The organism is Pectobacterium odoriferum (assembly GCF_009931295.1).
In the GTDB taxonomy this organism is placed as follows: domain Bacteria; phylum Pseudomonadota; class Gammaproteobacteria; order Enterobacterales; family Enterobacteriaceae; genus Pectobacterium; species Pectobacterium odoriferum.
The window spans coordinates 4,432,808-4,457,830 of sequence record NZ_CP034938.1; the positions used below are offsets into that span (position 1 = coordinate 4,432,808).

Annotated in this window: 21 protein-coding genes and 1 pseudogene; 10 read left to right on the forward strand and 12 right to left on the reverse strand. The window is 53.4% G+C overall.

Going from position 1 to position 25,023, the window contains the following annotated elements; translation table 11 throughout:
- Positions 1 to 198 precede the first annotated feature (198 nt).
- Positions 199 to 1,322: pseudogene (gene pelC / locus EO763_RS20045) on the forward strand (pectate lyase PelC).
- A 176-nt stretch (positions 1,323 to 1,498) separates the two neighbouring features.
- A complete protein-coding gene (pelZ, locus tag EO763_RS20050; RefSeq protein ID WP_161529984.1) occupies positions 1,499 to 2,776 on the forward strand; it encodes a pectate lyase PelZ in 1,278 nt (425 codons plus the stop codon).
- Between the two features lie 81 nt (positions 2,777 to 2,857).
- Here the strand turns inward: pelZ and ppiA are convergent, their stop codons facing one another.
- The 7 genes from ppiA to EO763_RS20085 all read right to left on the reverse strand — a co-directional run bounded on the left by ppiA (position 2,858) and on the right by EO763_RS20085 (position 10,290).
- The gene (gene ppiA, locus EO763_RS20055) at positions 2,858 to 3,442 is read right to left on the reverse strand and encodes a peptidylprolyl isomerase A (RefSeq protein WP_161529985.1); all 585 of its coding nucleotides are present in this window, start codon (positions 3,440 to 3,442) and stop codon (positions 2,858 to 2,860) included.
- Between the two features lie 208 nt (positions 3,443 to 3,650).
- On the reverse strand, positions 3,651 to 4,427 hold the full coding sequence (locus EO763_RS20060; protein WP_208852019.1) for an ABC transporter ATP-binding protein: 777 nt from the start codon (positions 4,425 to 4,427) through the stop codon (positions 3,651 to 3,653).
- 44 nt (positions 4,428 to 4,471) lie between these two features.
- Positions 4,472 to 5,359 carry an ABC transporter ATP-binding protein gene (locus EO763_RS20065; protein WP_080762738.1) on the reverse strand — a complete coding sequence of 296 codons (888 nt, stop codon included), beginning with the start codon at positions 5,357 to 5,359 and terminating at the stop codon, positions 4,472 to 4,474.
- The gene (locus tag EO763_RS20070) at positions 5,331 to 6,212 is read right to left on the reverse strand and encodes an ABC transporter permease (protein WP_103158211.1); all 882 of its coding nucleotides are present in this window, start codon (positions 6,210 to 6,212) and stop codon (positions 5,331 to 5,333) included. The genes EO763_RS20065 and EO763_RS20070 overlap by 29 nt, the downstream gene beginning before the upstream one ends.
- Positions 6,213 to 6,250: 38 nt before the next feature.
- Positions 6,251 to 7,291, reverse strand: coding sequence for an ABC transporter permease (locus tag EO763_RS20075; protein WP_039492138.1), 1,041 nt, complete (start codon positions 7,289 to 7,291; stop codon positions 6,251 to 6,253).
- Between the two features lie 132 nt (positions 7,292 to 7,423).
- Positions 7,424 to 9,034, reverse strand: coding sequence for an ABC transporter substrate-binding protein (locus tag EO763_RS20080; protein WP_161530452.1), 1,611 nt, complete (start codon positions 9,032 to 9,034; stop codon positions 7,424 to 7,426).
- A gap of 101 nt (positions 9,035 to 9,135) precedes the next feature.
- Positions 9,136 to 10,290: a mandelate racemase family protein gene (locus EO763_RS20085; RefSeq protein ID WP_103199182.1), complete on the reverse strand. Its 1,155-nt coding sequence runs from the start codon at positions 10,288 to 10,290 to the stop codon at positions 9,136 to 9,138.
- A gap of 635 nt (positions 10,291 to 10,925) precedes the next feature.
- Here EO763_RS20085 and nirB point away from each other — a divergent pair.
- The 8 genes from nirB to EO763_RS20125 all read left to right on the forward strand — a co-directional run bounded on the left by nirB (position 10,926) and on the right by EO763_RS20125 (position 20,488).
- Positions 10,926 to 13,478 carry a nitrite reductase large subunit NirB gene (gene nirB, locus EO763_RS20090; RefSeq protein WP_161529987.1) on the forward strand — a complete coding sequence of 851 codons (2,553 nt, stop codon included), beginning with the start codon at positions 10,926 to 10,928 and terminating at the stop codon, positions 13,476 to 13,478.
- The gene (gene nirD / locus EO763_RS20095; protein WP_103199167.1) at positions 13,475 to 13,843 is read left to right on the forward strand and encodes a nitrite reductase small subunit NirD; all 369 of its coding nucleotides are present in this window, start codon (positions 13,475 to 13,477) and stop codon (positions 13,841 to 13,843) included. The genes nirB and nirD overlap by 4 nt, the downstream gene beginning before the upstream one ends.
- Before the next feature lie 67 nt (positions 13,844 to 13,910).
- Complete coding sequence (gene cysG / locus EO763_RS20100) at positions 13,911 to 15,290, forward strand: siroheme synthase CysG (protein WP_161529988.1); 1,380 nt, start codon at positions 13,911 to 13,913, stop codon at positions 15,288 to 15,290.
- Positions 15,291 to 15,777: 487 nt separating this feature from the next.
- Positions 15,778 to 16,494 (forward strand): ABC transporter permease, encoded by a 717-nt coding sequence (locus EO763_RS20105; protein ID WP_010277628.1) that lies wholly within the window; start codon positions 15,778 to 15,780, stop codon positions 16,492 to 16,494.
- Positions 16,494 to 17,228, forward strand: a complete 735-nt coding sequence (locus EO763_RS20110) for an ABC transporter permease (protein WP_161529989.1) — start codon at positions 16,494 to 16,496, stop codon at positions 17,226 to 17,228. Before EO763_RS20105 ends, EO763_RS20110 begins: the two co-directional genes overlap by 1 nt.
- Positions 17,225 to 17,989 carry an ABC transporter ATP-binding protein gene (locus tag EO763_RS20115; RefSeq protein WP_161529990.1) on the forward strand — a complete coding sequence of 255 codons (765 nt, stop codon included), beginning with the start codon at positions 17,225 to 17,227 and terminating at the stop codon, positions 17,987 to 17,989. The genes EO763_RS20110 and EO763_RS20115 overlap by 4 nt, the downstream gene beginning before the upstream one ends.
- A gap of 77 nt (positions 17,990 to 18,066) precedes the next feature.
- Positions 18,067 to 18,936, forward strand: coding sequence for a transporter substrate-binding domain-containing protein (locus tag EO763_RS20120; protein WP_161529991.1), 870 nt, complete (start codon positions 18,067 to 18,069; stop codon positions 18,934 to 18,936).
- A 94-nt stretch (positions 18,937 to 19,030) separates the two neighbouring features.
- Positions 19,031 to 20,488: a M20 family metallopeptidase gene (locus EO763_RS20125; RefSeq protein WP_161529992.1), complete on the forward strand. Its 1,458-nt coding sequence runs from the start codon at positions 19,031 to 19,033 to the stop codon at positions 20,486 to 20,488.
- 75 nt (positions 20,489 to 20,563) lie between these two features.
- Here the strand turns inward: EO763_RS20125 and trpS are convergent, their stop codons facing one another.
- From trpS to EO763_RS20150, 5 genes are all read right to left on the reverse strand, one after another.
- Positions 20,564 to 21,568, reverse strand: coding sequence for a tryptophan--tRNA ligase (gene trpS / locus EO763_RS20130; protein ID WP_161529993.1), 1,005 nt, complete (start codon positions 21,566 to 21,568; stop codon positions 20,564 to 20,566).
- Positions 21,565 to 22,269 carry a phosphoglycolate phosphatase gene (locus tag EO763_RS20135; protein WP_103165221.1) on the reverse strand — a complete coding sequence of 235 codons (705 nt, stop codon included), beginning with the start codon at positions 22,267 to 22,269 and terminating at the stop codon, positions 21,565 to 21,567. Before EO763_RS20135 ends, trpS begins: the two co-directional genes overlap by 4 nt.
- Complete coding sequence (rpe, locus tag EO763_RS20140) at positions 22,262 to 22,939, reverse strand: ribulose-phosphate 3-epimerase (RefSeq protein WP_039492116.1); 678 nt, start codon at positions 22,937 to 22,939, stop codon at positions 22,262 to 22,264. The genes EO763_RS20135 and rpe overlap by 8 nt, the downstream gene beginning before the upstream one ends.
- Positions 22,940 to 23,051: 112 nt before the next feature.
- Positions 23,052 to 23,864 carry an adenine-specific DNA-methyltransferase gene (dam, locus tag EO763_RS20145; protein ID WP_161529994.1) on the reverse strand — a complete coding sequence of 271 codons (813 nt, stop codon included), beginning with the start codon at positions 23,862 to 23,864 and terminating at the stop codon, positions 23,052 to 23,054.
- A 79-nt stretch (positions 23,865 to 23,943) separates the two neighbouring features.
- Positions 23,944 to 24,960, reverse strand: coding sequence for an SPOR domain-containing protein (locus EO763_RS20150; RefSeq protein ID WP_161529995.1), 1,017 nt, complete (start codon positions 24,958 to 24,960; stop codon positions 23,944 to 23,946).
- Positions 24,961 to 25,023 lie beyond the last annotated feature (63 nt).

The window sequence follows — 25,023 nt, forward strand, 5'->3', positions numbered from 1 at the left end:
AAGCATTGATGTTTCCATCATTATTCATGAGATATATTTAATACCTAAATATTGAATTATTTTTCTTTTATGGTAAGACTTATCTTGGTTTTCAATAAACCTTGATTTCATTTTTATTGAAACACCAAAATAATATAATCTGGGTTATGTGGAACATTAATACCCAAACAAAAATTCAATTCCAAGGAGAGTACCTTAATGAAATACCTACTGCCTTCTGCAGCCGCTGGGCTGTTATTGCTTGCGGCCCAACCAACGATGGCGGCAAATACGGGGGTTATGCCACCACTGACGGTGGTGACGTTGCCGGTGCCGTGAAAAAAACAGCGCGCTCCATGCAAGATATTATTGATATCATCGAAGCCGCGAAGCTGGATTCCAATGGCAAGAAAGTGAAAGGTGGCGCTTACCCGCTTGTCATCACCTATAACGGTAATGAAGACGCGCTGATCAAAGCCGCTGAGGCCAACATCTGCGGCCAGTGGAGTAAGGATGCCCGAGGTGTAGAAATCAAAGAATTCACCAAAGGGATTACCATCATCGGAACCAATGGATCGTCCGCCAACTTCGGGATCTGGCTGACAAAATCATCCGATATCGTCATACGTAACATGCGTTTTGGTTACATGCCGGGCGGCGCGCAGGATGGTGATGCCATTCGTATCGATAACACGCCGAACGTCTGGATTGACCACAACGAAATCTTCGCGAAAAATTTTGAATGCGCAGGTACAAAAGACGGTGACACGACATTTGAATCCGCGATTGATATCAAAAAAGCGTCAACCAACGTGACCATTTCGTACAACTACATTCACGGCATCAAAAAGGTCGGCCTGAGCGGCTTCAGCAGCAGCGATACGGGCCGTGACCTGACTTATCATCACAATATTTACGACGACGTTAACGCTCGCCTCCCGCTGCAACGTGGCGGCCAGGTTCACGCGTACAACAACCTGTATACTGGCATCACCAGTTCTGGCCTGAACGTGCGTCAGAAAGGGATTGCGCTGATCGAACGTAACTGGTTCGAGAATGCGAAAAACCCGGTGACCTCACGTTACGACGGTTCCAACTTCGGTACCTGGGAGCTGCGTAATAACAACGTCATGAGCCCGGCTGATTTCGCTAAATACAACATCACCTGGGATAAAGATTCCAAGCCCTACGTGAATGCGGAAGACTGGAAAAGTACTGGCACATTCGCTTCTGTTCCTTACAGCTACTCTCCGGTTTCGGCACAGTGCGTGAAGGACAAACTGGCGAACTATGCTGGCGTGAACAAAAATCTTGCGGTGCTGACGGCAGCAAATTGCAACTAGTTGCGATGTGTAAAGCATGAAAGGTAAATAAGCGGACTTCAGGCTCCGACCCTCATTGTCCTGTGCTAACAGGAGTCTGCAAGCGAGCTTAACGCCCGTCGGTTTATCGTTCGGGCCGCACTTGAGCGAGCCCTAAGGGCTCGCTCATTTTTATCGTTAATATTCAAGGAAATGAAATGAAACGTTCTCTTCTGTTCGCCGCACTGTTCAGCACCGGCTTCGTGTTTAGTGTTGGCATACCGATGGCGAGCGCCGCCACACCGGCTGCACCAGAGTTGAAAGGATTCGGAGCGGATACCGTAGCAGGCAGCGGTGGACGCATTATTCGCGTCACCACGCTAGCCTCTTCTGGAGCTGGTTCACTCAGGGAAGCGCTGGCTGCCAAAGGTCCGCGCATTATCGTTTTTGAGGTTGGCGGCATTATCGACCTGAATAAAAGTGACCTTCGGTTATCAGAACCGTTTGTCACCATTGCCGGCCAGACCGCTCCCTCTCCCGGTATCACCATCATTCGCGGCGGAATGGGGATCAGCACACATGATGTGCTGATGCAGCATATTCGTTTCCGCATCGGCGATGCCGGTACGGGTAAAAAAAGCGGCTTTGAACGCGATGTTTCCATCAACGGCAAAGATGCCTACAACGTCGTGATCGACCACTCTAGTTTCGCCTGGGGTACGGACGAAAACCTGTCTATTTCCGGCCCACGCTATGACGGACCGCAGGGCACCGCACACCGTATCACGCTTTCAAATAATATCGTTGCTGAAGGCCTATACGATTCGGCTCACACCAAAGGTATTCACTCGATGGGGACGCTGGTTCACGATAACGTGACCGACGTATCCATCGTGGGCAGCCTGTATGCGCACAACAACGAGCGCAATGCCTGGTTTAAAGCAGGTTCTACAGGCGTCATGGTCAATAACCTGATCTACAACCCCGGTATTTGGGGCGTTCGTGTCGGCGGAGTAAAAGGAGAGTGGGAAGGGAAAACCATGCCCGCCAGCCCACGCGTCTCCGTTGCGGGTAACGTGATGCACTACGGCGCGAATACCAAAGCAGGTTTAGGACTGGTAGGAAGCAATAGCTCCGGCGATGTCTGGATGTCAGATAATCTCGCGTACGATGCCAATGGCAAAGCCGCACCGCAAACGTCAGGCAGCGGGATAAATTTACTCAAAGTGTCCCCTATTTGGCCTGCAGGCTTAACGGCATTACCCGCCAGCACCGTCACCAATCGGGTACTGCAAAGCGCAGGCGCACGCCCTAAAGATCGTGATGCCGTCGATAAACGTATCGTGGAGAACTTCAAACAGCGGAAAGGTGGCTTCGTGAACAGCCAGGAAGACGTCGGCGGCTATCCCGTTGCAACAGCGACCTACCGTCAGTTGAACGTACCGAGCACTGGCGTAGATGCCTGGCTACAGCAGATGGCCAACGCGCTGGAATAAAACGGCGGTAATGGAATAGCAGAGTAAAATGCTAAAAGGCCACATTAGTGGCCTTTGTCGTATTCTCGGTTCTTTGCTTACCTATTTTGTCAATCCGGGCAGCACTTTCGCAGACTGAATCACGACTGGCGTGGTCGGCACATTCTGGTAAGGCCCAACATTTTTCGTCGGCACCTGGGAGATCTTATCTACAACTTCCATTCCCTTCACCACTTTACCGAACACCGCGTAACCAAAATCACGCTGGCCGTGATCGAGGAAGGCATTATCGGCAACGTTGATAAAGAACTGGCTGGTCGCACTGTCTTTGTCAGATGTGCGCGCCATGGCGATCGTGCCGCGCTGGTTACGTAAACCGTTATCGGCTTCATTTTTGATCGGCGCGTTCGTCGCTTTTTGGCTCATTTCGCCAGAAAAGCCGCCACCCTGCACCATAAAACCAGGGATCACACGGTGAAATGTCGTCCCGTTATAAAAACCGTTGTTAACGTACTCGACGAAATTTTTTACCGAAACCGGTGCCTTTTGATTATCTAAAGACAGTTCGATATTGCCCGCGGACGTCGTCAGCAACACACGCGTGGTGGTGTCGGAAGCCGCAAAAGCGGGAGAAAATGCCGTCAGTGAAATAAGGGCTGCCGCAGCAACCAGAGTACGTTTGAACATGAGAATTCCTTTTTGAAGAGGCCGACTACAGAAAGCGTAATGATTGTAAGTATCCGCACTCTTCAACGCTACCCATTTACCTTTTTTTACGTATAAAAGTCTGTTCGTAACCCACTGTGAGCAAAAACCTGTGCCCAAGATAAAAAAAGGCCGATTACTCGGCCCTCATAATGATGATTATCTCGCAGCGCGACAAGTCCATACGTACCTAGCCCATGCGCTCCGAACGCACCGCCAGATCGCGGCTGTACTGACGGCTGGCGTCCACCAGCATGGAAGTATAGGCATCCTTCGGCATATCGCTGGTCAGGTCATCGGTCTCCAACGTTTCCAGTATCTTACCGTATTGCATCACCGCCACTTTATGGCACAGGTGGGAAATCACGCCCAAGTCATGCGTCACCATCAGGTAGGTCAGCTTTTCCTGCTGTTGCAACTCCGTTAGCAGATTGAGAATTTCCGCCTGTACCGACACATCCAGCGCCGACGTCGGCTCATCCAGCAGCAGAACTCTCGGCTCCAGAATCAGCGCTCGGGCAATTGCCACACGCTGACGCTGCCCACCCGAAAGCTGATGCGGATAACGGCGGCGGAATTGCGTTCCCAGCCCCACCTTCTCCAGCAAGGTGTCGATACGATCGTCACGATCGTCAAAGCGGTGGATCGACAGCGGCTCTTCCAGAATCGACTCTACCGTATGACGAGGATGCAGCGATCCGTACGGATCCTGAAACACCATCTGCACCCGGCGACAACGCGCCTGATCGATTCGGTGTGCCAGTTTCTTCCCGTCAATATGCAGCGAGCCTTCCCAATGATTAAAAAGCCCGGCCAGACATTTCAGCACTGTGGTTTTACCGGAGCCCGATTCCCCGACCAGACCAAAGATATCGCCGTCGTTGACGGTAAGGTTCACATCGTACAATACCTGATTCGCCGTGCTACCTTGCCCAAAAGAGAGATTCAGGTTATTCACTTCGATCATCGGCTTACGCTGACTCATTGCTTCAGTTGCCATGATTATCCCCTTTATCCATTGATCCAGGCTGGATCACGATTCATCACCGGTAAACGCGGACGACGATGGTCGATATCCGGCAGCGAATTCAGCAGCCCACGCGTGTACGGATGCTGCGCGTTGTCCAGATCGGCGGCGGCAATGGATTCCACGACGCGTCCGGCATACATCACCAACACCCGATCGCAGAAGCTACGTACCAGATTGATATCGTGGCTGATGAAAATCAGCCCCAGACCGCGCTCGCTGACCAGATCGTCCAGCATCGCTAGCACTTGCAGTCGCACGGACACATCCAGTGCGGAGGTCGGTTCATCGGCAATCACGATTTCGGGTTCAGTAATCAGCATCATCGCAATCATGATGCGCTGCCCCTGTCCGCCCGAGATCTCATGAGGGTACAGATTGTATACGCGCTCTGGCTGGCGAATACGCACTACGTCTAGCATCGCCATGACCTTTTCCTTCGCATCGCGGTGCGACACCCGATGGTGCGCCAGATAGGCTTCGGCAATCTGATCGCCAACGCACACCACTGGGTTCAGCGAATATTTTGGATCCTGCATAATCATGGAGATGCGCTTGCCGCGAATCTGACGCATCCGCGCCTCATCCGCTTTCAGCAGATCGGTATCGCCGAAGCGCAGTTTATCCGCCGTAATCCGCGCGCTGTGCGGATGCAGTTGCAACAGCGCTCGGCCAACCGTCGATTTACCGGAGCCGGATTCGCCGACAATGGCCAGCTTTTCACAGCCCAGCGTAAAGGAGACGCCGCGCACGGCATCCGTCACAGCGCCACGGTTCACGAAGCTTACCCGCAGATTTTCCACTTCCATCAGGGGCGAGCTTCCCGGCACACGTTGAGAAGACTTATTCAGTTCTGGGATCGAGGATGTCACGTAGGCCGTCTCCAAGGAAGTTGAACGCTAGGCTGTTAATCAAAATCGCCAGCCCCGGAATAGTTACTAACCACCAGCACTCCATCATGTAACGACGACCCGCAGAGATCATCGCGCCCCATTCAGGATCGGGCGGCTGTGCCCCCAACCCCAGAAAGCCCAAACCCGCCGCTGTCAGAATGATGCCCGCCATATTCATGGTGATACGAATAATCACCGACGGCAGACACAGCGGCACAATGTGGTGCAGCAGGATGCGGATAGAGGATGCGCCTTGCAGCTTCACGGCAGACACAAAGTCCGCGTGACGCAGCGACAGCGTCTCCGCCCTTGCCAGACGGGCAATCGGCGGCCAGGCCGTCAGCGTAATCGCAATCACCACATGCTCCAGACCCGGGCCAAGCGCCGCAACGAATGCCAGCGCCAACACCAGGCTAGGGAACGAAATGAAGATATCGGTGATACGCATCAGGATGGTATCGACGATGCCGCCGTAATACCCAGCCACCACGCCCAGCGCCAGCCCGATAGGCCCAACGGTGACCGACACCAGCGCCACGATATACAGCGTGATGCGTGAACCATAGACCAGACGACTAAACACATCGCGTCCAAACTCATCGGTGCCAAAGTAATGCGCCGCACTCGGAGCCTGTAACGCATTAGCCAAGTCCTGTACCAGCGGATCGTGCGTGGCGATCCACGGGGCGAATATAGCGACCAGCATCAACATCAGCACAATCGCAGAACCAATCGCGGTCAGCGGATTGCGCATCATCGTCAAGAGAAACCCGCCGATTCGCGCGCCGCGTAGCCGCAGGCGGCTCACACGTTTTTCCGGCGGTGTCCGCATTATCGATTCGCGGCTGACAGGCGGCTCAGAGGAAATATTCATGCGTTCGTCCTCGGATCAAAGATTTGATACAACATGTCCGACAGCAGGTTAAGCGTCACGAAGATCAACCCGACCAGCAGCACACATCCCATAACCGCGTTCATATCCCCCAGCAGCAGACTGCCTGTCAGATAGGAACCAAAGCCCGGCCATGAGAAGACCGTTTCGATCAGTACCGCGCCTTCCAGCAGCGAGCCATACGCCAGCGCCACCACCGTCAGAAGCTGAACCAGAATATTGCGAAACGCGTGCGCCCAGACAACACGGAACTCAGACAGCCCTTTCACTCGCGCGGTAATAATGTATTCCTGCGAAAGCTGCGCCAGCATGAAGCTGCGCGTCATGCGGCTGATGTAGGCCAGCGAGTGGAAACCAAGAATCGTGGCAGGCAACACCAGATGGTTCAGCGCGCTGCGGAACACATCCCACTCGCCCGCCAGTAGCGAATCTACCAGCAGCAGACCGGTACGGTTCTCCACCAGACCGTCGTAGGCCATATCAACCCGTCCGGCACCGCCAACCCAGTTCAGCCAGGCATAGAACACCAGCAGCCCCATCATCCCGACCCAAAATATTGGCGTGGAATAACCGGCCAGACTGATAAAACGCACCACATAATCCGCCCACTTACCGCGTCGCGCCGCAGCCAGCACACCGAGTGGCACGCCCAGACCGGCACCCACGATAATCGCCATAGTGGCAAGCTCGATGGTGGCAGGGAAAACACGGATAATGTCATCCATGACAGGTCGCCCGGTCAGGAGTGCATTGCCCAAATCCCCATGCATCAGTGAATTGAAGTAAATAAAGAACTGCACATACAGCGGCTTATCCAACCCCAGCTGTTGGTAAACCTGTTGATAGGTACTTTGGTCGGCATCCTGTCCGACAATAGCCAGGACGGGGTCGATTGGCATCACGCGGCCAATCACGAAGGTCAGGATTAATAATCCGAACAGCGTGACGACGACCTGAAACAGACGTTTTGCCAAACGACGCAGTACTCCACCCGGCTTGATCCAATCAGAGAAAACCATGTTCTTTCTCCTGATATCCCGGTGAGCGGCGACAGCAAATCACCACTCACGCGGTCATCTCTTTTTAACGTATCTGATCGGGATGATTAGCCGGGAACGTATCGACTAATCATCCGGTTTAACGTGTGGACACTAGCGCTGCTTATACACCTCACGCAGATGCGTCGTAGAAGACGGATGCGGCACATAGCCTTTCACGTCCTTACGCAACACCACAGAATCGATCATCTGCGACACCGGAATGATGGCCGGGAACAGTTCTTCATAGCGATTCTGCACGTTGATATACATCTGCTTCTGTTTCTGAGGATCTTTCTCCAACAGCGCCTGATCGATCATGTCGTTCAGAGGCTTGTCGAAGAAAGAGGTGCGCCAGCCTTGGAAGTTGGTCAGTTTAGCTTCGTCGCTGTTATCTGGGTTATAGACAACAGAACGCAGGCTGGAGTGAGGATGCGGATCGACGCCGCCACCGCCGCGGCCGACCAGCATATCGAAGTTACGATCGCGCATCGCGCCGTAAACCTGATTACCGGTGCCGGAGATGATTTTGGCTTTGATGCCCGCCTGTGCCAGCGTGGACTGTACCGACGTCGCTAAATTCAGGAACGGCTGATCGGACAGGACACGCAGCGTGGTTTCAAACCCATTCGGGTAGCCCGCTTCGGCCAGCAGCGCCTTGGCGCGTGGCACATCTAGCTTGTAGCCAGGATCCGGCAACGTCGCATCCATCCCTTTCTGGATAGGGCGCTGATGATAGAAACCATAGCCAGGCATTACCGTCTTATTGACGCCATCGTAATCAATCAGGTAACGAACCGCTTCGCGTACTTTCGGTTTAGCGAAGTATTCATTTTTCAGGCTCATTGCAACGTAGTACAGCGTGCCTTTTTTCACCTCATCAACCACAACGTCTTTATCTTGTTTCAATGCATTGATATCCGGCACCGACATCCCAGAGGCAACATCAATGTCGCCTTTTTCAATCATCAGGCGCAGCGCCTGTGACTCGGTCATGTGACGGAAAATCACGCGGCGCATTTTCGCGTCGCCCTGCCAGTTGTTCTCAACCTTGCTGATGCGCAGCACGTCTTTCGCCTGCCACACGTCCAGCTTGAACGGGCCGGAACCCGCTTCGTTCGTAGTCAGCCAGCCGTTGCCCCAGTCGCCGTTTTTCTCATGCTGTATAACCGTTTTGCTGTCCAGCACCGAGCCGCTACCCAGCGTCGCCAGCGAGTAGAGCACCAGTTTTGGATCGTTCGGTTTTGGCAATTCGATTTCAACGGTGTGTGCGTCTTTGGCGCGGATCATTTTCTCCACGTTTTCCGCAGTGAAACCGTAGGATTTCCACGTCGTGGCCTGTGCCATGTTGAGGTTAAGCAGACGCTTCATCGACCAGGCAAAGTCTTGCGCCGTCACGGGGTTACCGGAATGGAACTTGGCGTTATCCACCAGATTGAAGGTAATGACGTTGCCCGCATCATTGACGCTCCAGCTTTTCGCCAGAGAAGGCAGGATGTTACTCAGATTGGCGGGATCCAGCACCACCAGCGAGTCATAGAGGTTGACGATAATGCCCACCACTTCGTTACCGGTCATGGCAGCCGGATCGAGTGAGAGCATATTGTTCATGTTCATCCCTACGATCAGCTGATCGTCAGGGGTTTTTGCCGATAGAATGGCCGGCGTTGCGGCCATGCAGAGTGAACCTAACAACAGGGTACGGAGTATTGCGCGTGCTTTCATCATTATTCTCCAGGTGTGGGAGCATGGAAGACGACAACTTTTTATTTTTTAGGTAAGGCTATCTTTCAGATCGAACAAAACTATTCGTATAGAACAAAACGTTATTCTTTACTTAGGGTATGCTCCTCAATCCAGTCAAAATTAATATCTTCTCCCAGCCCCGGACGTTGCGGCAGATGCACAAAGCCCTCGTTGTCCATCGGATCGACAATCGAATTCAGATACGCAGCAGGTTCGTCATAATCGAGGAAAGGATGCAGTAGCCCGCGCTCATACCAGCGACAGTTTTTGATCGCCCCAACGACGTTGAGGTTTGGCGCACCGTTACCGTGAACTTCGCAGTCCATACCGAAGGATTCTGCCAGGCTCGCGACCTTCATACACGGCCAGAGACCGCCCACGCCTTGCACGCCCGCGCGTAAAATGTCGCATGCGCCTTCTTTAACCCAGTCAGCACGGCTGAAGTATTTGCCTGACAGACTTTCCGGCCCGATGACATCGATATCCAGACTCTTGGTCAACCAGCTGTAAGACGCCATACTCTGTTCTTCCATCGGCTCTTCAAACCAGGTGAAATCGAGCTTTTGCAGTTCACGGCCGATGTACAGCGCATCGCTACGGCTGTACCAGTGGTAACCATCCAGCATCAGACAGATATCTGGGCCGACCGCTTCACGTACTGCCGCACAGGCTTGTACGTCAATCTTCGGGCTAGGCGCGAATGACACTGGCGGCATCCAGGTATGCAACTTGATGGCTTTATAGCCGCGCTGCACCAGCTTTTCTGCGAACTGGCCGTATTCCTCTGGCGTAGATAAGCCACCTTCTAGCTCATCACCACACATGGTACTACCGTAAGCGGGGACTTTTTCACGATAGCCGCCGAGCAGTTTATGCACTGGCATATTCAGCACGCGACCTTGCAGATCCCACAGTGCGGATTCCACAATCGACAGCGCACGGTCGGTCAGTTGGTTGGCGCTACCGCGTTGCCAGTGCACCAGATCCTGCCACAGGCGCTCACGATCGAACGGGTTCTGCCCGATCAGCACTTTACGGAAGAAAGCATTAACGATATGAGGACGAATCACTTCCGGCGGAGCGAAAGCGTAACCTTTTTGACCGTCATCTGCCGTGATGGTTAACAGCGCCATCTTGGCCTGATTCTCGGCTCCCGGGTGTGAATGACCCGCACTGTCGGAAACCCGGCGTGTGGGATAAGTGAAGACGGTGACATCAATTGATTCTATTTTCACGTTGTTACCTGCCTTGATGTTTAACACAACTCATGTACACGATGATGAATGTAAACCACATAAATAATTAAAGAATAACTTCACTAACTGTGTTGGTCCTGTCGATAAAAAGCACCGCTATTTTTCTGGTACGGCCTCATAAGTCGATCAATGTCACAAAAAAGAAATAGCGTACTAATTAAAAAAAAATGCTGTTTTATTTTCAATTATTAAGGTTGTGACGCCGTTAGTCATTAGGCAATTTCTTCCATATGACGAAATTATGTCGTCGATAACTGTGCAATTGCACACAAACCTGTGAGCATTATCACCAGAAAATTTCATATCCTTACTAAAAAGATGGATAATCCCTTAGTTTTATTTTTAAACGCTCAGGAACGTGAATGATTGACGAGAGGGACGATTACTCTGATAGCAGATTGGCCGCTAACCAATCGGCTTCTGACCAAAAGCGTGCTATAGATCTCATTTTGGTCAGTCGCTAAAACCCCAACAAAAACCAAGGCTTAATAAAAAATAAGTAAAATCAGCGAGATACTCATAAAGTAGTATATAAAAGACAATTTGATGTACATCAATAAGCGCCCACGGTGGAGCGATAAGGTAACCTCAGAAGAAGCAATTTTGAGGCAAAAATGAACAAAGTCAGACTCGCTGTTATCGGTAACGGGATGGTTGGCCACCGTTTTATCGAAGAGTTGCTGGATAAGGCCCCAACGTCCACCTACGATATTACCGTTTTTTGTGAAGAACCCCGCGTCGCCTACGATCGTGTCCACCTCTCTTCTTACTTCGCTCACCACACGGTAGAAGAGCTTTCTTTAGTACGCGAAGGCTACTACGAAAAAAATGGCGTTAACGTCCTACTCGGTGAACGCGCCATCACCATCAACCGTAGTGAAAAAGCCATTCACTCCAATTCCGGCCGTACCGTGTATTACGACAAGTTAATTATGGCCACCGGCTCTTATCCGTGGATCCCTGCCATTAAAGGCTCAAACGGGCAAGACTGTTTCGTGTACCGCACGATTGAAGACCTGAACGCCATCGAAAACTGCGCACGCCGCAGCAAACGCGGCGCGGTGATCGGCGGGGGTCTACTAGGTCTGGAAGCCGCTGGCGCGCTGAAACACCTTGGCGTGGAAACGCACGTCATCGAGTTCGCCCCGGTGCTCATGGCCGAACAGCTGGATGCACAGGGCGGCGCCCTGCTGCAACGCAAGATTGAAAACATGGGTGTGCGAGTGCACACCAGCAAGAATACGCAGGCCATTCAGCACTCCGGTCTGGAAAACCGCAAGACGATGATATTTGCCGATGGCAGCACGCTGGAAGTCGACTTTATCGTGTTCTCTACCGGTATCCGCGCGCAGGACAAACTGGCGCGCCAGTGTGCACTAGAAATCGGCCCACGCGGCGGTATCACGATCAACGACTGGTGCCAAACCTCCGATCCGGACGTCTACGCTATCGGCGAATGTGCCGCCTGGCATGGCCGGCCATTTGGGCTGGTCGCCCCCGGCTACAAGATGGCGCAGGTTGCCGTCGACCACCTGTTAGGGCATGAAAACCGATTCCAGGGTGCCGACATGAGCGCCAAGCTCAAGCTGATGGGCGTCGATGTCGGCGGGATTGGCGACGCACACGGCCATACGCCGGGCTCTCGCAGCTACATGTGGCTGGATGAAAATAAAGAAACCTACAAACGTCTGATCGTCAGCGCCGACAATAAAACGCTGCTCGGGGCCGTATTGGTCGGCGACACGCGGGATTACGGCAACCTGCTGCAATTCATGCTGAACAAGATTCCGCTGCCGGATTCTCCTGAAGCACTGATTCTTCCTGCATCCGCTGGCAGTGCGAAACCGACGCTGGGTGTCGATGCGCTGCCAGAAAGTGCGCAAATCTGCTCCTGTTTCGACGTGTCTAAAGGCGACATCATTAAAGCGATTAACGGCGGCTGTCATACCGTCGCGGCGCTTAAGGAAACCACCAAAGCCGGTACGGGCTGTGGCGGCTGTATCCCGCTGCTTACGCAGGTGCTAAACGCGGAACTCAGCAAACAGGGGATCGAAGTCAATAATCACCTGTGTGAACACTTCGCCTATTCGCGTCAAGAGCTGTATCACCTCATCCAAATCGAAAAAATCAAAACGTTCGATCAACTGCTGGAGAAACACGGTTCAGGCTACGGCTGTGAGGTCTGCAAACCGACCGTAGCCTCCCTGCTGGCTTCCTGCTGGAACGAGTACGTGCTCAAACCGCAGCACACGCCGTTGCAAGATTCCAACGATAACTTCCTCGGCAATATCCAGAAAGACGGCACCTACTCCGTGATCCCACGTTCCGCAGGCGGGGAAATCACGCCGGATGGCCTGATCGCCATTGGTCGCATCGCGAAGCAATACAACCTGTACACCAAAATGACCGGCTCTCAGCGCATGGCGCTATTTGGCGTACAGAAAGACGATCTGCCTGACGTGTGGGCTCAGCTCATCGAAGCCGGATTTGAAACCGGCCACGCTTACGCCAAGGCGTTACGTATGGCAAAAACCTGCGTCGGCAGCACCTGGTGCCGCTTTGGCGTCGGCGACAGCGTGGGCTTTGGTGTAGAACTGGAAAACCGCTACAAAGGTATCCGCACGCCGCACAAAATGAAGTTTGGCGTCTCCGGCTGTACGCGGGAATGTGCAGAAGCACAGGGTAAAGACGTGGGGATTATCGCCACCGAAAAAGGCTGGAACCTCTATGTATGTGGTAACGGCGGGATGAAGCCACGCCACGCCGATCTGCTGGAAGCTGACTTAGACCGCGAGACTTTAGTCCGCTATCTGGATCGCTTCATGATGTTCTACATCCGTACGGCAGATAAGCTCCAGCGCACGTCCGTCTGGCTGGATAACCTCGAAGGCGGCATCGACTATCTGCGCAATGTGATAGTGAAAGACAAACTGGGCATTAACGATCAGCTTGAAGCCGATATCGTACGGCTGCGAGAAGGCTATATCTGCGAATGGCAGGCGACGCTGGAAGATCCAGAAGCACAGAAACGCTTTGCCCACTTCATTAACAGCCCTGACCGTGACCCGAATGTGCAAATGGTGAGTGAACGTCAACAACACCGTCCGGCGCGCCCTGCCGAGCGCATTCCGGTGAAACAGATTGAACGGGAAGGGGAAAGCGCATGAGCCAGTGGACTACTGTATGTAAGTTAGACGACATCCTGCCCGGCACTGGCGTTTGTGCGCTCGTCGAGCAGCAACAGATCGCCGTTTTCCGCCCACGTAACGATGAGCAGGTTTACGCCATCAGTAATATCGACCCTTTCGCACAGGCTAGCGTGTTAAGCCGTGGGATAGTCGGCGAGCATCAGGACGATCTTTGGGTGGCAAGCCCGTTGAAAAAACAGCATTTCCGCCTTTATGATGGCTTCTGTCTGGAGGATGGAGCCTATTCTGTTGCAGCTTATGATACTCAGGTAACAAACGGTAATGTGCAAATATCCATCGCAGACAGTGACGTAGCGGTTGATAATAGCCAACCATTACCCTAGCCCTAATGGGCAGTGTCCTGCGTACAGCGCAGGACACACCACAATCTGAGTTTTCAAGAGGCGTTACATGGATTACCTACCAATATTCTGTCAGTTGCACGATAAACCCTGTCTGTTGGTAGGAGGTGGTGAAATAGCCGAGCGCAAAGCCCGGCTATTGCTGGATGCTGGCGCAGTGATTACCGTCAATGCGCTCGATTTTAACGATCAATTTCTGGCGTGGGAGCAGGATGCTCAACTAACGCTGGTACACGGCACCTTCGATCCCACGTTACTGGATGAGGTATGGCTGGTGATTGCCGCCACCGACGATCAGGACGTCAATAACCATGTCTATGCCAGCGCCAGCGAGCGCCGGATTTTCTGCAACGTGGTTGATTCTCCAGAACGCGCCAGCTTCATTATGCCGTCGATCATTGACCGTTCACCGCTGATGGTCGCGGTGTCTTCTGGCGGTGCCGCACCGGTATTGGCTCGGCTACTGCGGGAAAAGCTGGAAAGTATTCTGCCGCAAAATCTCGGTAAGTTGGCGACATACGCAGGCGCATTGCGCAGCAGGGTTAAAAGCCGATTCCGTAATATGAGCGCACGCCGTCGCTTCTGGGAAAAGCTTTTCGTGCACGATCGGCTGGCGCAGGCGCTGGCCAATGACAATAGCCAGAGCGTTAAACAACTGACGGAACTGCTTTTCTCCGCGCCGCTCGATGACCGGGGTGAGGTGACGCTGGTCGGCGCTGGGCCAGGCGACGCAGGATTACTGACGTTGAAAGGGCTACAGCATCTCCAGCAGGCCGACATCGTCGTTTACGATCGACTGGTATCGAAAGAGATTCTCAATCTGTCACGCCGTGACGCCGAGCGAATCTTCGTCGGCAAAGCCTCTGGCTATCACAGTGTTCCTCAGGATCAAATCAATCAGTTGCTGGAAGAAAAAGCGCGAGCGGGCCACCGTGTCGTCAGGCTGAAAGGCGGCGATCCCTTTATCTTCGGCCGTGGTGCCGAAGAGTTGGAACACCTGCAACAGGCGGGCGTACCATTCTCCGTCGTACCCGGTATTACCGCCGCATCAGGCTGTTCAGCCTACAGCGGAATCCCGCTCACCCATCGCGATCACTCGCAGGGCGTCAGGCTGATCACCGGACACGTCAAACACGACACCGATCTGGACTGGTCCAGCCTCGCAGCGGAAAAACAGACGCTGGTGTTTTACATGGGCCTTCAGCAGGCTGAGCACATTCAAAGTAAGCTCATCGAACAGCAGTTACCGGAAACCGTGCCTGTCGCGATTATCGAAAACGGCACCTCAACCAAACAGCGCGTTCTGAGTGGACAGCTCTCCCAACTGAGCGAATTAGCGCAGCAGGCCAGCAGCCCGAGTTTGATCATCATCGGCAACGTTGTCGGGCTGCGGGAAAAATTGAGCTGGTTCTCTGACCAGACAGCATAATCCTCTCCCTATCGCTCTACTCACCCGCTATCCGCTCTGCCGGATAGCGGTTATTGCACCATCATAATGCAATGCCCCGCCAGATAGCATAACAATGCACTATTTTGAACGTACTCCCTTACAAAATGTCACTTTAATGCTTTACCGCAGGCCACATCTGCCTTATTTTGACTAAAACAAAACCCATTAATAAGCAGACTATATGAATAAATAATCAATAATCGTTTACGTAAAACGTGGCCCGACTATTGCTTAGTTTTCTAATAGATTCGCGGCACGACCTCTGAATCGTTCCTATCGAACCGATTTCATCGTCAAGCCATCGCGGTTATCGAAATGAGTGCCTCATCGAATAAGTCCATATCGAAGGGTGATACATCGCGTCATTACGTATTTCTACTCCCGTTCTTGAACGGAGTATGTAGTCCTCTCATCACAAAAACAGTTCTGTTTAGCAGAACAATAAGCAAGCAGTTTGGAGTCACTTGTGGAAGACGTTACTTTCTGGCAGCTCATCAGTTTTGGTGAACATGGCTGGGGGAAATTATTACTGATTGGGGCAGGAATGACGCTCGCACTGGCGATCGGCGGCTTCCTGCTGGGAGCGGTGATCGGCACGATCGGTGCCTGGTCCAAAATTTGCGGCAATCGCCCCGTGCGCTATCTGGCTGATGGCTACACGACGCTTATCCGTGGCGTCCCCGATCTACTCATCATCTACCTGCTGTATTTCGGCGGCAGCTCTGCGTTAACCCTGCTCGCCAAACTGTTTGGCAGCAATGAGTTCTTTGGCTTTCCCGGCTTCCTCGCAGGGGTAATCGCCGTCGGCATTTCCTCCGGCGCACAGCAGACGGAAGTCTACCGTGGTGCCTTCTACGCCGTGTCCAAAGGGGAAATTGAGGCCGCCAAAGCCTGCGGTATGCCAACGCTACTGCGCCTGCGCCGCATCATCATACCGCTCCTGCTGCGCCACGCGATCCCCCCACTCGGCAACGTGTGGCAGTTGGTGCTGAAAACCTCCGCGTTGGTTTCCGTTACCGGCGTCGCTGAACTATTGACGCAGGCGCAAACTGGCGCAGGCTCTACCGGCAAACCGTTTGATTTCTTCATGGCGGCCGCGCTGCTGTATCTGGCTATCTCAATCTGTTCCGGCTGGATTATGCGCCGTGCTGAGTCTCATTATTCCCGGGGTGTGAAACGCTGATGGATTTTCCTTTTCTGTACGAAACGTTTCTGGAGATTATTCCCGGTATTCCGTTAACCCTGCAACTGGCGGTCAGCTCCGTCTTTCTGGGCTTCTTTCTAGCGCTGGGCTTGGCGTTGATGCAGTTGTCATCCTTTGCCGTCCTGCGCTCCATTGCACGGACCTACGTGCTGTTTTTCCGCGGTACGCCGCTGCTGGTTCAGCTGTTCCTGATTTACTACGGGCTGGGGCAATTTCCTTGGGTTCGGGAAAGTATGCTTTGGCCATTCCTGCGGGAGCCACACTGGTGCGCCCTGCTGTCGCTCAGCCTGTGTACCGGTGCCTATGCCAGCGAAATTATTCGTGGCGGATTGCAGTCCGTTCCGGTTGGCCGGATCGAATCGGCACGCGCCTGCGGCATGCCGTCGTTCATGATTTTCAAGCGTATCGTTTTTCCGCTGGCAATCCGTCAGGCGCTTCCCGCTTACGGCAACGAACTGATTTCGATGGTCAAGTCGACCTCGCTGGCTTCCATCATCACGCTGATGGAAATCACTGGGATCGCCGCACGCCTCATCGCGGAAACCTACCGAGCGCTCGAAGTTTTCCTGGTCGCCGGTGCTATTTATCTGTTTATTAACCTTATTCTGACACGTCTATTGATGTGGATAGAATTTACGCTTACCCCTCATCTCCGTGCGCCGGGTGCGCAACCGGCAGCGAAAAAAATTAAGAAATTGGGAGATCTGCAATGACGACACCCGCCATTAGCCTGCGCAACATTCATAAAAGCTTCGGCTCTCTGGACGTCCTGAAAGGGATTTCGATTGAGGCCAATCAGGGGGAAGTCATCTCAATTCTGGGATCGTCCGGTTCAGGTAAATCAACGCTGCTGCGCTGTAGCAACCTGCTTGAGCTTCCCGATCAGGGCGAGATTATCGTCGGCGGAGAAGCCATTGAAATGAAGCCGAACCGCAAAGGGCAGAACCGCCCGTCGAACCTCAAACAGATCGACAGAATTCGCACTCAGTTGGGCATGGTGTTCCAGAATTTTAACCTCTGGTCACACAAGACCGTGCTGGAAAACATCATCGAAGCGCCCGTGCACGTCTTAAAGCGTCCACAGGCGCAGTGCGTGGAACACGCCGAACAGCTGTTAGAGAAAGTCGGTCTGGCAGATAAGCGTCACTACTATCCCGCACATTTGTCCGGTGGTCAGCAACAGCGCGCCGCGATTGCCCGCGCGCTCGCGATGGAACCGAAAGTGATGCTGTTTGATGAACCGACCTCCGCGCTCGACCCAGAGTTGGTCGGTGAAGTACTGCGCGTCATGCGCACGCTGGCGGACGAAGGGATGACCATGCTGGTCGTGACTCACGAAATGGATTTTGCCCGCGAAGTCTCCAACCGCATCGTCTTCCTCCATCAGGGGGAAATTGAAGAACAGGGAACGCCGGAGCACGTTTTCACTGCCAGCCAGTCGGCTCGCTTCCGGCAATTTATTGCCAGTTGGTAAACACAACCCCACCACTCTCGTTACAGTGGTGGGAAATAAACAAAATATAACGATATAAAACGCCGGGAGAAACCACCATGATAAAATCAAAACTCACACTGCTCGCCTGCTCGCTGTGTATGGCAGGAACGCTGGCTGCCTCATTCACTGCCTCAGCAGAAGAGAAAAAATGGACGACCGTCCGCATCGCGACCGAAGGCGCTTACCACCCGTATAACTTCACCAAACCAGACGGTACGCTGGATGGTATGGAGATCGAGCTGTACAAAGTGCTGTGTAACAACATGCAGGTGAAATGTGAGATCATGGTTCAACCCTTCGCCAGCGCTATTCCTGCGCTAAACGCGGGTAAATATGATGCAATCATCGCAGGTATGTCCGCCACGGCAAAACGCCGTGAAGTGATTGATTTCAGCCAGCCGTACACGCAGTCAGGGCAGACTTTCGCCGTGCTAAAATCCAGCTCACTCGCCAAAGATTTCCCAGATGCGGGCGTACGTTTCTCCATTGAGCCCGCCGATGAAGCAAAAGCACTGGCAGAGGTTGAGAAGCTGAAACCGCTGCTGGAAGGCAAAACTATTGGCGTACAATCCGCCTCTATCGCCAGCGCCTTTTTGGATAAATATATGAAAGGCGTGATGAAAGTACGCGAATATAAAACCACACAGGAACACGATCTGGATCTGAAAGCAGGCCGTGTGGATCTGGTCATCGCTTCCGCGCCTTACCTGAAAAGCACAACGGACAAACCGGGCAATGACAACATCGTGATGCCAGGGCCACAGTTCATCGGCGGCATTCTGGGCAGCGGTTCTTCCGTTGGCCTGCGTAAAAGCGATCCTGAGCTGAAAGCTATGTTCGACAAGGCAATCGATCAAGCTAAACAAGACGGTACCATCAGACAGCTGAGCGAAAAATGGTTCGGCATGGACACCACGCCGCTCTAAGCGTTACCCAATTGCTAAGTCGCGTGTCATGGCTGACTGGCTGTGACACGCCCCTCGCCAATGCCATCAAAGAAATCAAACGAGCACACCACGCATGAATGCAACACACACTGAAGGAACGCTGCCGGCCGTTAATCGCCAGAACGTGGAAGAGATCTGCGATCTGATTGCCGCTAAGCGGCAGCAGTTCTGTACGCTGAGCGACGGCATCTGGGATACGCCGGAGCTGAACTACGAAGAGCATCGTTCGGCGGCACAGCACGAAGCCGTCCTGAAAGCAGAAGGCTTCCGCCTGACGAAAGGCATCGCCGACATGCCGACCGCGCTGCTGGGAGAATTCGGCGAAGGTCTGCCGATTATCGCCATTCTGGGTGAATACGATGCGCTGCCGGGCCTGAGCCAGCAGGCGAATGTCGCTGAGCCAAAGCCGCTGGAAAACGGTGGCAACGGCCACGGTTGCGGACATAATCTGCTCGGCACCGCAGCGCTACAGGCGGCGACGGCAGTGAAAGATTATCTGCAAAAGCACGCACTGGCTGGAACCGTACGCTTTTACGGTTGCCCTGCGGAAGAAGGCGGATCGTCCAAAGGCTTTATGGTCAAGGAAGGCGTTTTTAGCGATGTCGATATCGCCCTCTGCTGGCACCCAGCGACCTTCACTGGCGTCAACAGCCCAGTATCGCTGGCCTGTAACGAACTGAATTTTTACTTCAAAGGTCGTGCGGCTCATGCCGCCAGCAGCCCACATCTGGGACGCAGCGCGCTGGATGCCGTAGAACTCATGAACGTTGGCGTGAATTACATGCGCGAGCACATGCCGTCCTCTGCCCGCATCCACTATGCGATTACCGACAGCGGCGGCCACGCGCCGAACGTCGTTCAGGCCAACGCCACCGTGCGTTACCTCGTACGGGCACGTCAGTTGCCGGAACTGCACCAGTTGGTCAAACGCGTGAAGAAAATTGCCGAAGGCGCGGCGCTGATGACAGAAACCGAAGTCAGCAGCGAAGTGATTAGCGGCGATGCCAATCTGCTGGCAAACCCGCCGCTGGAAGCGCGTATGCACGAACATCTGCTGGCGCTCGGCCCGATACCGTTCGATGACGAAGACCGCAAAATGGCAGCGATGTTCCAGACCGCGCTGAGCGCCGAAGACATTGCCGAATCCTACGCACGTTTCGGCGTTAAACCACAGCCGGGCTTAACGCTGCATGACGGAATTTATCCGCTGTATAGCCCGAATGACGCCTTCATCGGCTCTACCGACGTGGGAACGGTCAGTTGGGTTGTGCCGACCGTGCAGATTCGCAGCGCCACCTATGCCATCGGCACACCGGCGCATTCGTGGCAGCTGGTCGCACAGGGGAAAACCGGTGCCGCACACAAGGGCACGGAGTACGCGGCGAAAGCGATGGCCTCACTGGCTATCGATCTGCTGGTCACGCCCGAACTGATTGCACAGGCGAAAGCCGACCATCAGGAAAGATTGCAGCAGACACCGTTTGAGAACCCGATTCCAGACGACGTGTTTCCGCCTATCCCACAAGGATAAGATAGCGGATTCGAAGGGATAGATAAGTAGTAGCAGGAAACCGTCAGGAGAGAGCCTCCTGACGGCAATTAAGACTTACGGACGGCCAACAAAACCGATAGCATCGTAGACTTTCTTCAGCGTTTCCTGTGCGCGAGCGCTGGCTTTGTCAGCCCCTTCACGCATGATCTGTTGCAGGAACGCCTCATCGTTACGGTAGCGATGATAACGCTCTTGCAGCTCAGACAGCATACCGGATACGGCATCCGCCACCGCGCCTTTCAGGTGACCATACATCTGGCCGTTAAATTCCTGCTCCAGCTCTGGGATGCTTTTTCCCGTGACGCCAGACAGAATATCCAACAGGTTGGATACCCCCGCTTTATTCGCCACGTCATAACGAACGACGGGTGGCTCGTCGGAATCCGTCATCGCGCGTTTGATCTTCTTCACCACCGCTTTCGGATCTTCCAGCAGCCCGATAACGTTATTGCGGTTATCGTCAGACTTGGACATCTTCTTGGTCGGTTCTAGCAGCGACATCACGCGGGCACCCGATTTCGGAATGAACGGCTCTGGCACTTTGAAAATGTCGCCATACAGGCTGTTGAAGCGCTGACCGACGTCACGGCTCAGTTCCAAATGCTGTTTCTGATCTTCACCCACCGGCACCTGATTCGTTTGGTATAGCAGGATATCCGCCGCCATCAGCACGGGATAACTAAACAGACCGGCGTTGATGTTCTCTTCGTAACGCGCGGATTTATCCTTGAACTGCGTCATGCGGCTCAGTTCGCCGAAATACGCGTAGCAGTTCAGTATCCAGCTCAGTTGGCTGTGCTCAGGCACGTGCGACTGAACAAAAATGGTACTCTTTTTCGGATCGATGCCACAGGCCAGATACAGTGCCAGCGTATCCAGCGTCGCTTTTCTCAGCGCCTGCGGATCCTGACGTACCGTGATGGCATGCAAATCCACAATGCAATAGATGCAGTCATAATCGTCCTGCATGTTGACCCACTGACGTAACGCCCCCATGTAGTTACCAATGGTCAATTCACCAGACGGCTGCGCACCGCTAAATACAATGGGCTTGCTCATACTAAGGGTTCCTGATTGTGTGAAGAAGAATGCCCGATCAGGGGCAAAATATCGGCAAAACGATCCAGAACGACATCCGGCTGACTCAGCTCGATCGCTTCACCATAGTTGTAACCATACGTCATGCCGACACTACGACAGCTCGCCGCCTGTGCCGCCTGAATATCATTGCGGGAATCGCCGACGAACAGAAGTTCGCTGGCACGCAGCCCCAGCTTACCGAGTACCAGATAGAGCGGCGCAGGATGCGGCTTTTTCACAATAACGTCATCGCCACCGATGATCAGCGAGAAATAGTCGCCGATCCCTAATCCTGCCAGCAACGGCGCAACGAACGGCGTGGGTTTATTAGTCACCACCGCCATCGGAACGCCCTGCTGCGCTAACTGCGCCAGCGTCTCTTTTACCTGCGGGAACAGCGTGCTGCCGCTATCCACCGTCTGCGCATAATAGCTATCGAACCGCTCGCGGGTTTCCTGCAAGCGTGCAGCAGTTGGCTCAACGCCAGCCCAGCGCAGCGCCCGTTCCACCATCACATCCGCACCGTTACCAATCCAGGTGGCAACACGGGCTTCGCCCGCAGCAGGCAACGACTGCGCCACTAAGGCCTGATCGATCGCCGCTGCCAGACCCGGTGCGCTGTGAATCAGCGTCCCATCCAAATCAAAAGCCAACCCGCGAATCGCGGTAAATTCAGTCATGTTTCGTCCTTGAAATTTCATTACGCATTTGATCAATGACGGCACGGTAATCTGGATGACCAAAAATAGCCGATCCCGCCACAAACATATCCGCGCCCGCTTCAGCAATCGCGCCGATATTTTCTACTTTTACGCCGCCATCGACTTCCAGTCGAATGTCGTAACCGCTGTCGTCGATCAAGCGACGAACCTGACGCAGCTTATCCAGCGTGCTGGGAATAAAGGACTGCCCGCCAAATCCAGGGTTAACTGACATCAGCAGAATGATATCCAGCTTATCCATAACGTAATCGAGATAACTTAGTGGCGTCGCCGGATTAAACACCAGCCCAGCTTTGCAGCCGTGATCTTTGATCAACTGCAATGAACGATCGAGATGATCCGTGGCTTCGGGATGAAAGGTAATGAAACTGGCACCCGCATTGGCGAAATCCGGGATGATACGATCAACCGGTTTCACCATCAGGTGAACGTCAATCGGCGCGGTAATGCCGTAATCGCGCAGGGATTTCAGAACCAGTGGGCCAATCGTCAAATTTGGCACATAGTGGTTATCCATGACATCAAAATGGACCACATCAGCCCCGGCAGCCAATACGTTAGCGGTATCTTCACCAAGACGGGCAAAATCAGCCGACAAAATGGACGGCGCGATTAAAAACGGTTTCATTCATTTCTCCAAACGATAAAGTCTGAATGCCTGCGGGTAACCTCTTCCCGGCTAATGACGCCTCTCAGGCGGCATTAACCGATTCACCGCGCTCTGTTTACCCCAAACGGTATTACCGATATAGGGCTAATAACTCGTTTACTTTACTACGCCCTAAAATATTACGGCTAATCGTTCTGCGCGCTTTAACAACATACAGCACCGCTTCCTGATACCACTCACGGGTCAGCACCGTGTCATGATTGGAAATCAGCACCGGAATCTTGCTTTCTACTGACAAACGACGTGCCAATTGCGCCAAACTCTGCTGGTCGGCACGGCTGAAATTATTGGTGTGGTAGGCCGTAAAATTCGCGGTCGCAGACAGCGGCGCATAAGGCGGATCGCAATAAATGACCGATCCCTTCTCTGCTTTTTCCAACGTGTCCTGATAATGCTCACAGACGAAAATGGCATTTTGCGCTTTGAAGGCGAACCAGCGAATTTCTTCTTCAGGAAAATAGGGCTTCTTGTAGCGCCCGAAAGGAACATTGAATTCACCGCGCATGTTGTAACGGCACAGGCCGTTATAGCAGTGGCGATTCAAATAGAGGAACAGCAGCGCGCGCCGATAGGCATCGCTGCAAAGGTTAAATTCGTCACGCAGCAGATAAAATGTCTCTGACGTGTTGACCTCATCCGTAAAAAGTTTACGGGCGTCGGTAACAAACTCATCTGCATTCGATTTAACAATATTGTAGAGATTAATCAGGTCGCTATTAATATCAGCCAGTATGTAGCGATCGTATTCCGTATTCAGAAACACGGAACCCGCGCCAACAAAGGGCTCAATAAGACAGTCTCCTGCGGGTAAATAGCGACGAATTTCTTCTACCAGCGGATATTTACCACCAGCCCATTTTAAAAAAGCGCGGTTCTTCTTCATGCCGTCGTTAGTTACTCATACGTTTCAGAGCCACGGATTGTACTCTGTGTCAGACAGCACATCAGGGCTAAAATTGGTGTTACTTATTCAAGTCCTGCTTCACCTGGCGGATCGGCTTAACCCATGGTTTTTTCGCTTGTACCTCTGCGGGCAACGTGGCAATTGCCTGTTTCGCTTCCGCAGAAGAAGCATAGACTCCGGTCACTAACACATACCAGGATTTTCCGTCTCGTTTCGTTTCATACACCCACGAATGGGCGAGATTATGTTGTTTTGCATAGGCTTTCAGCGTATCCGAGCGTGACGCGCTGCTCAGTTGCAGCGTAAAACTGCTCGCAGGCGCATTCTGTACGGAGACGTTCTGCCCGGCCGCTGCAGGAGCCGCTTTTGCGTTAGCGGCGGGTTTGCTTGCTACTGGCGCTTTTGGCGCGCTGTTCGCAGCAGGCTTCGCGTTGCTAGCGTGTGCAGGCGTCGCGTTGTGCGTATTTTTAGCAGATGAGGCCGCAGGCGTTTTTCCCGCCGGAGCAACCGTCGCAGGTGCCGTTGGCAGCGTCGAATTTCCTGCCGCACCCTGAGAGAATTCGCTCACGCGCCCTTGCTGTTGCGACAGCGCATCAGTGATATTGCCCGGCAGCTCGATACGCTGCTGGCCTGCCACTGGCGGTTGAATCTGTGCATCCGTCGGCGTACCGGAAATCGGTGGAGCGCTCAAGGTCTGAGGCGACGTCGGCGTTTGAGAAGACGTCTGCCCTGGCATTTGGCCATGACTGGCCTCGCCGGAAACGGCCGCAGGGCTTTCACTCGGTGAGGAAGGCTGCGTGCTCTGGGTCATGGAGGACGAGGAAGAGAGATCGATATTTCGCTCGCCACTCGCTTGATTCTGCGCCTGTGGCGTTTGTGGCTGAGAAGGTGCCTGCAAAGCCGATCCAATACCCACGATCAGCAACACCAGCACCACAATCCCGATGCCAATCATCAGGTGCTGTCTGGAAAGCGCGATCTTAGGTACCGCGAAGTTGCTGCTTTTCTGTTGACGAGTAGGTCGACGGTCACTGGTATCAGGCTTCAGCTCATCTTCCGGCTTGAACTCATCCATTTAACATCTCCCCACTAAAAAGCTCGAATTCGCCACGCGGTCGCCAAGGCGAATCATTGAATC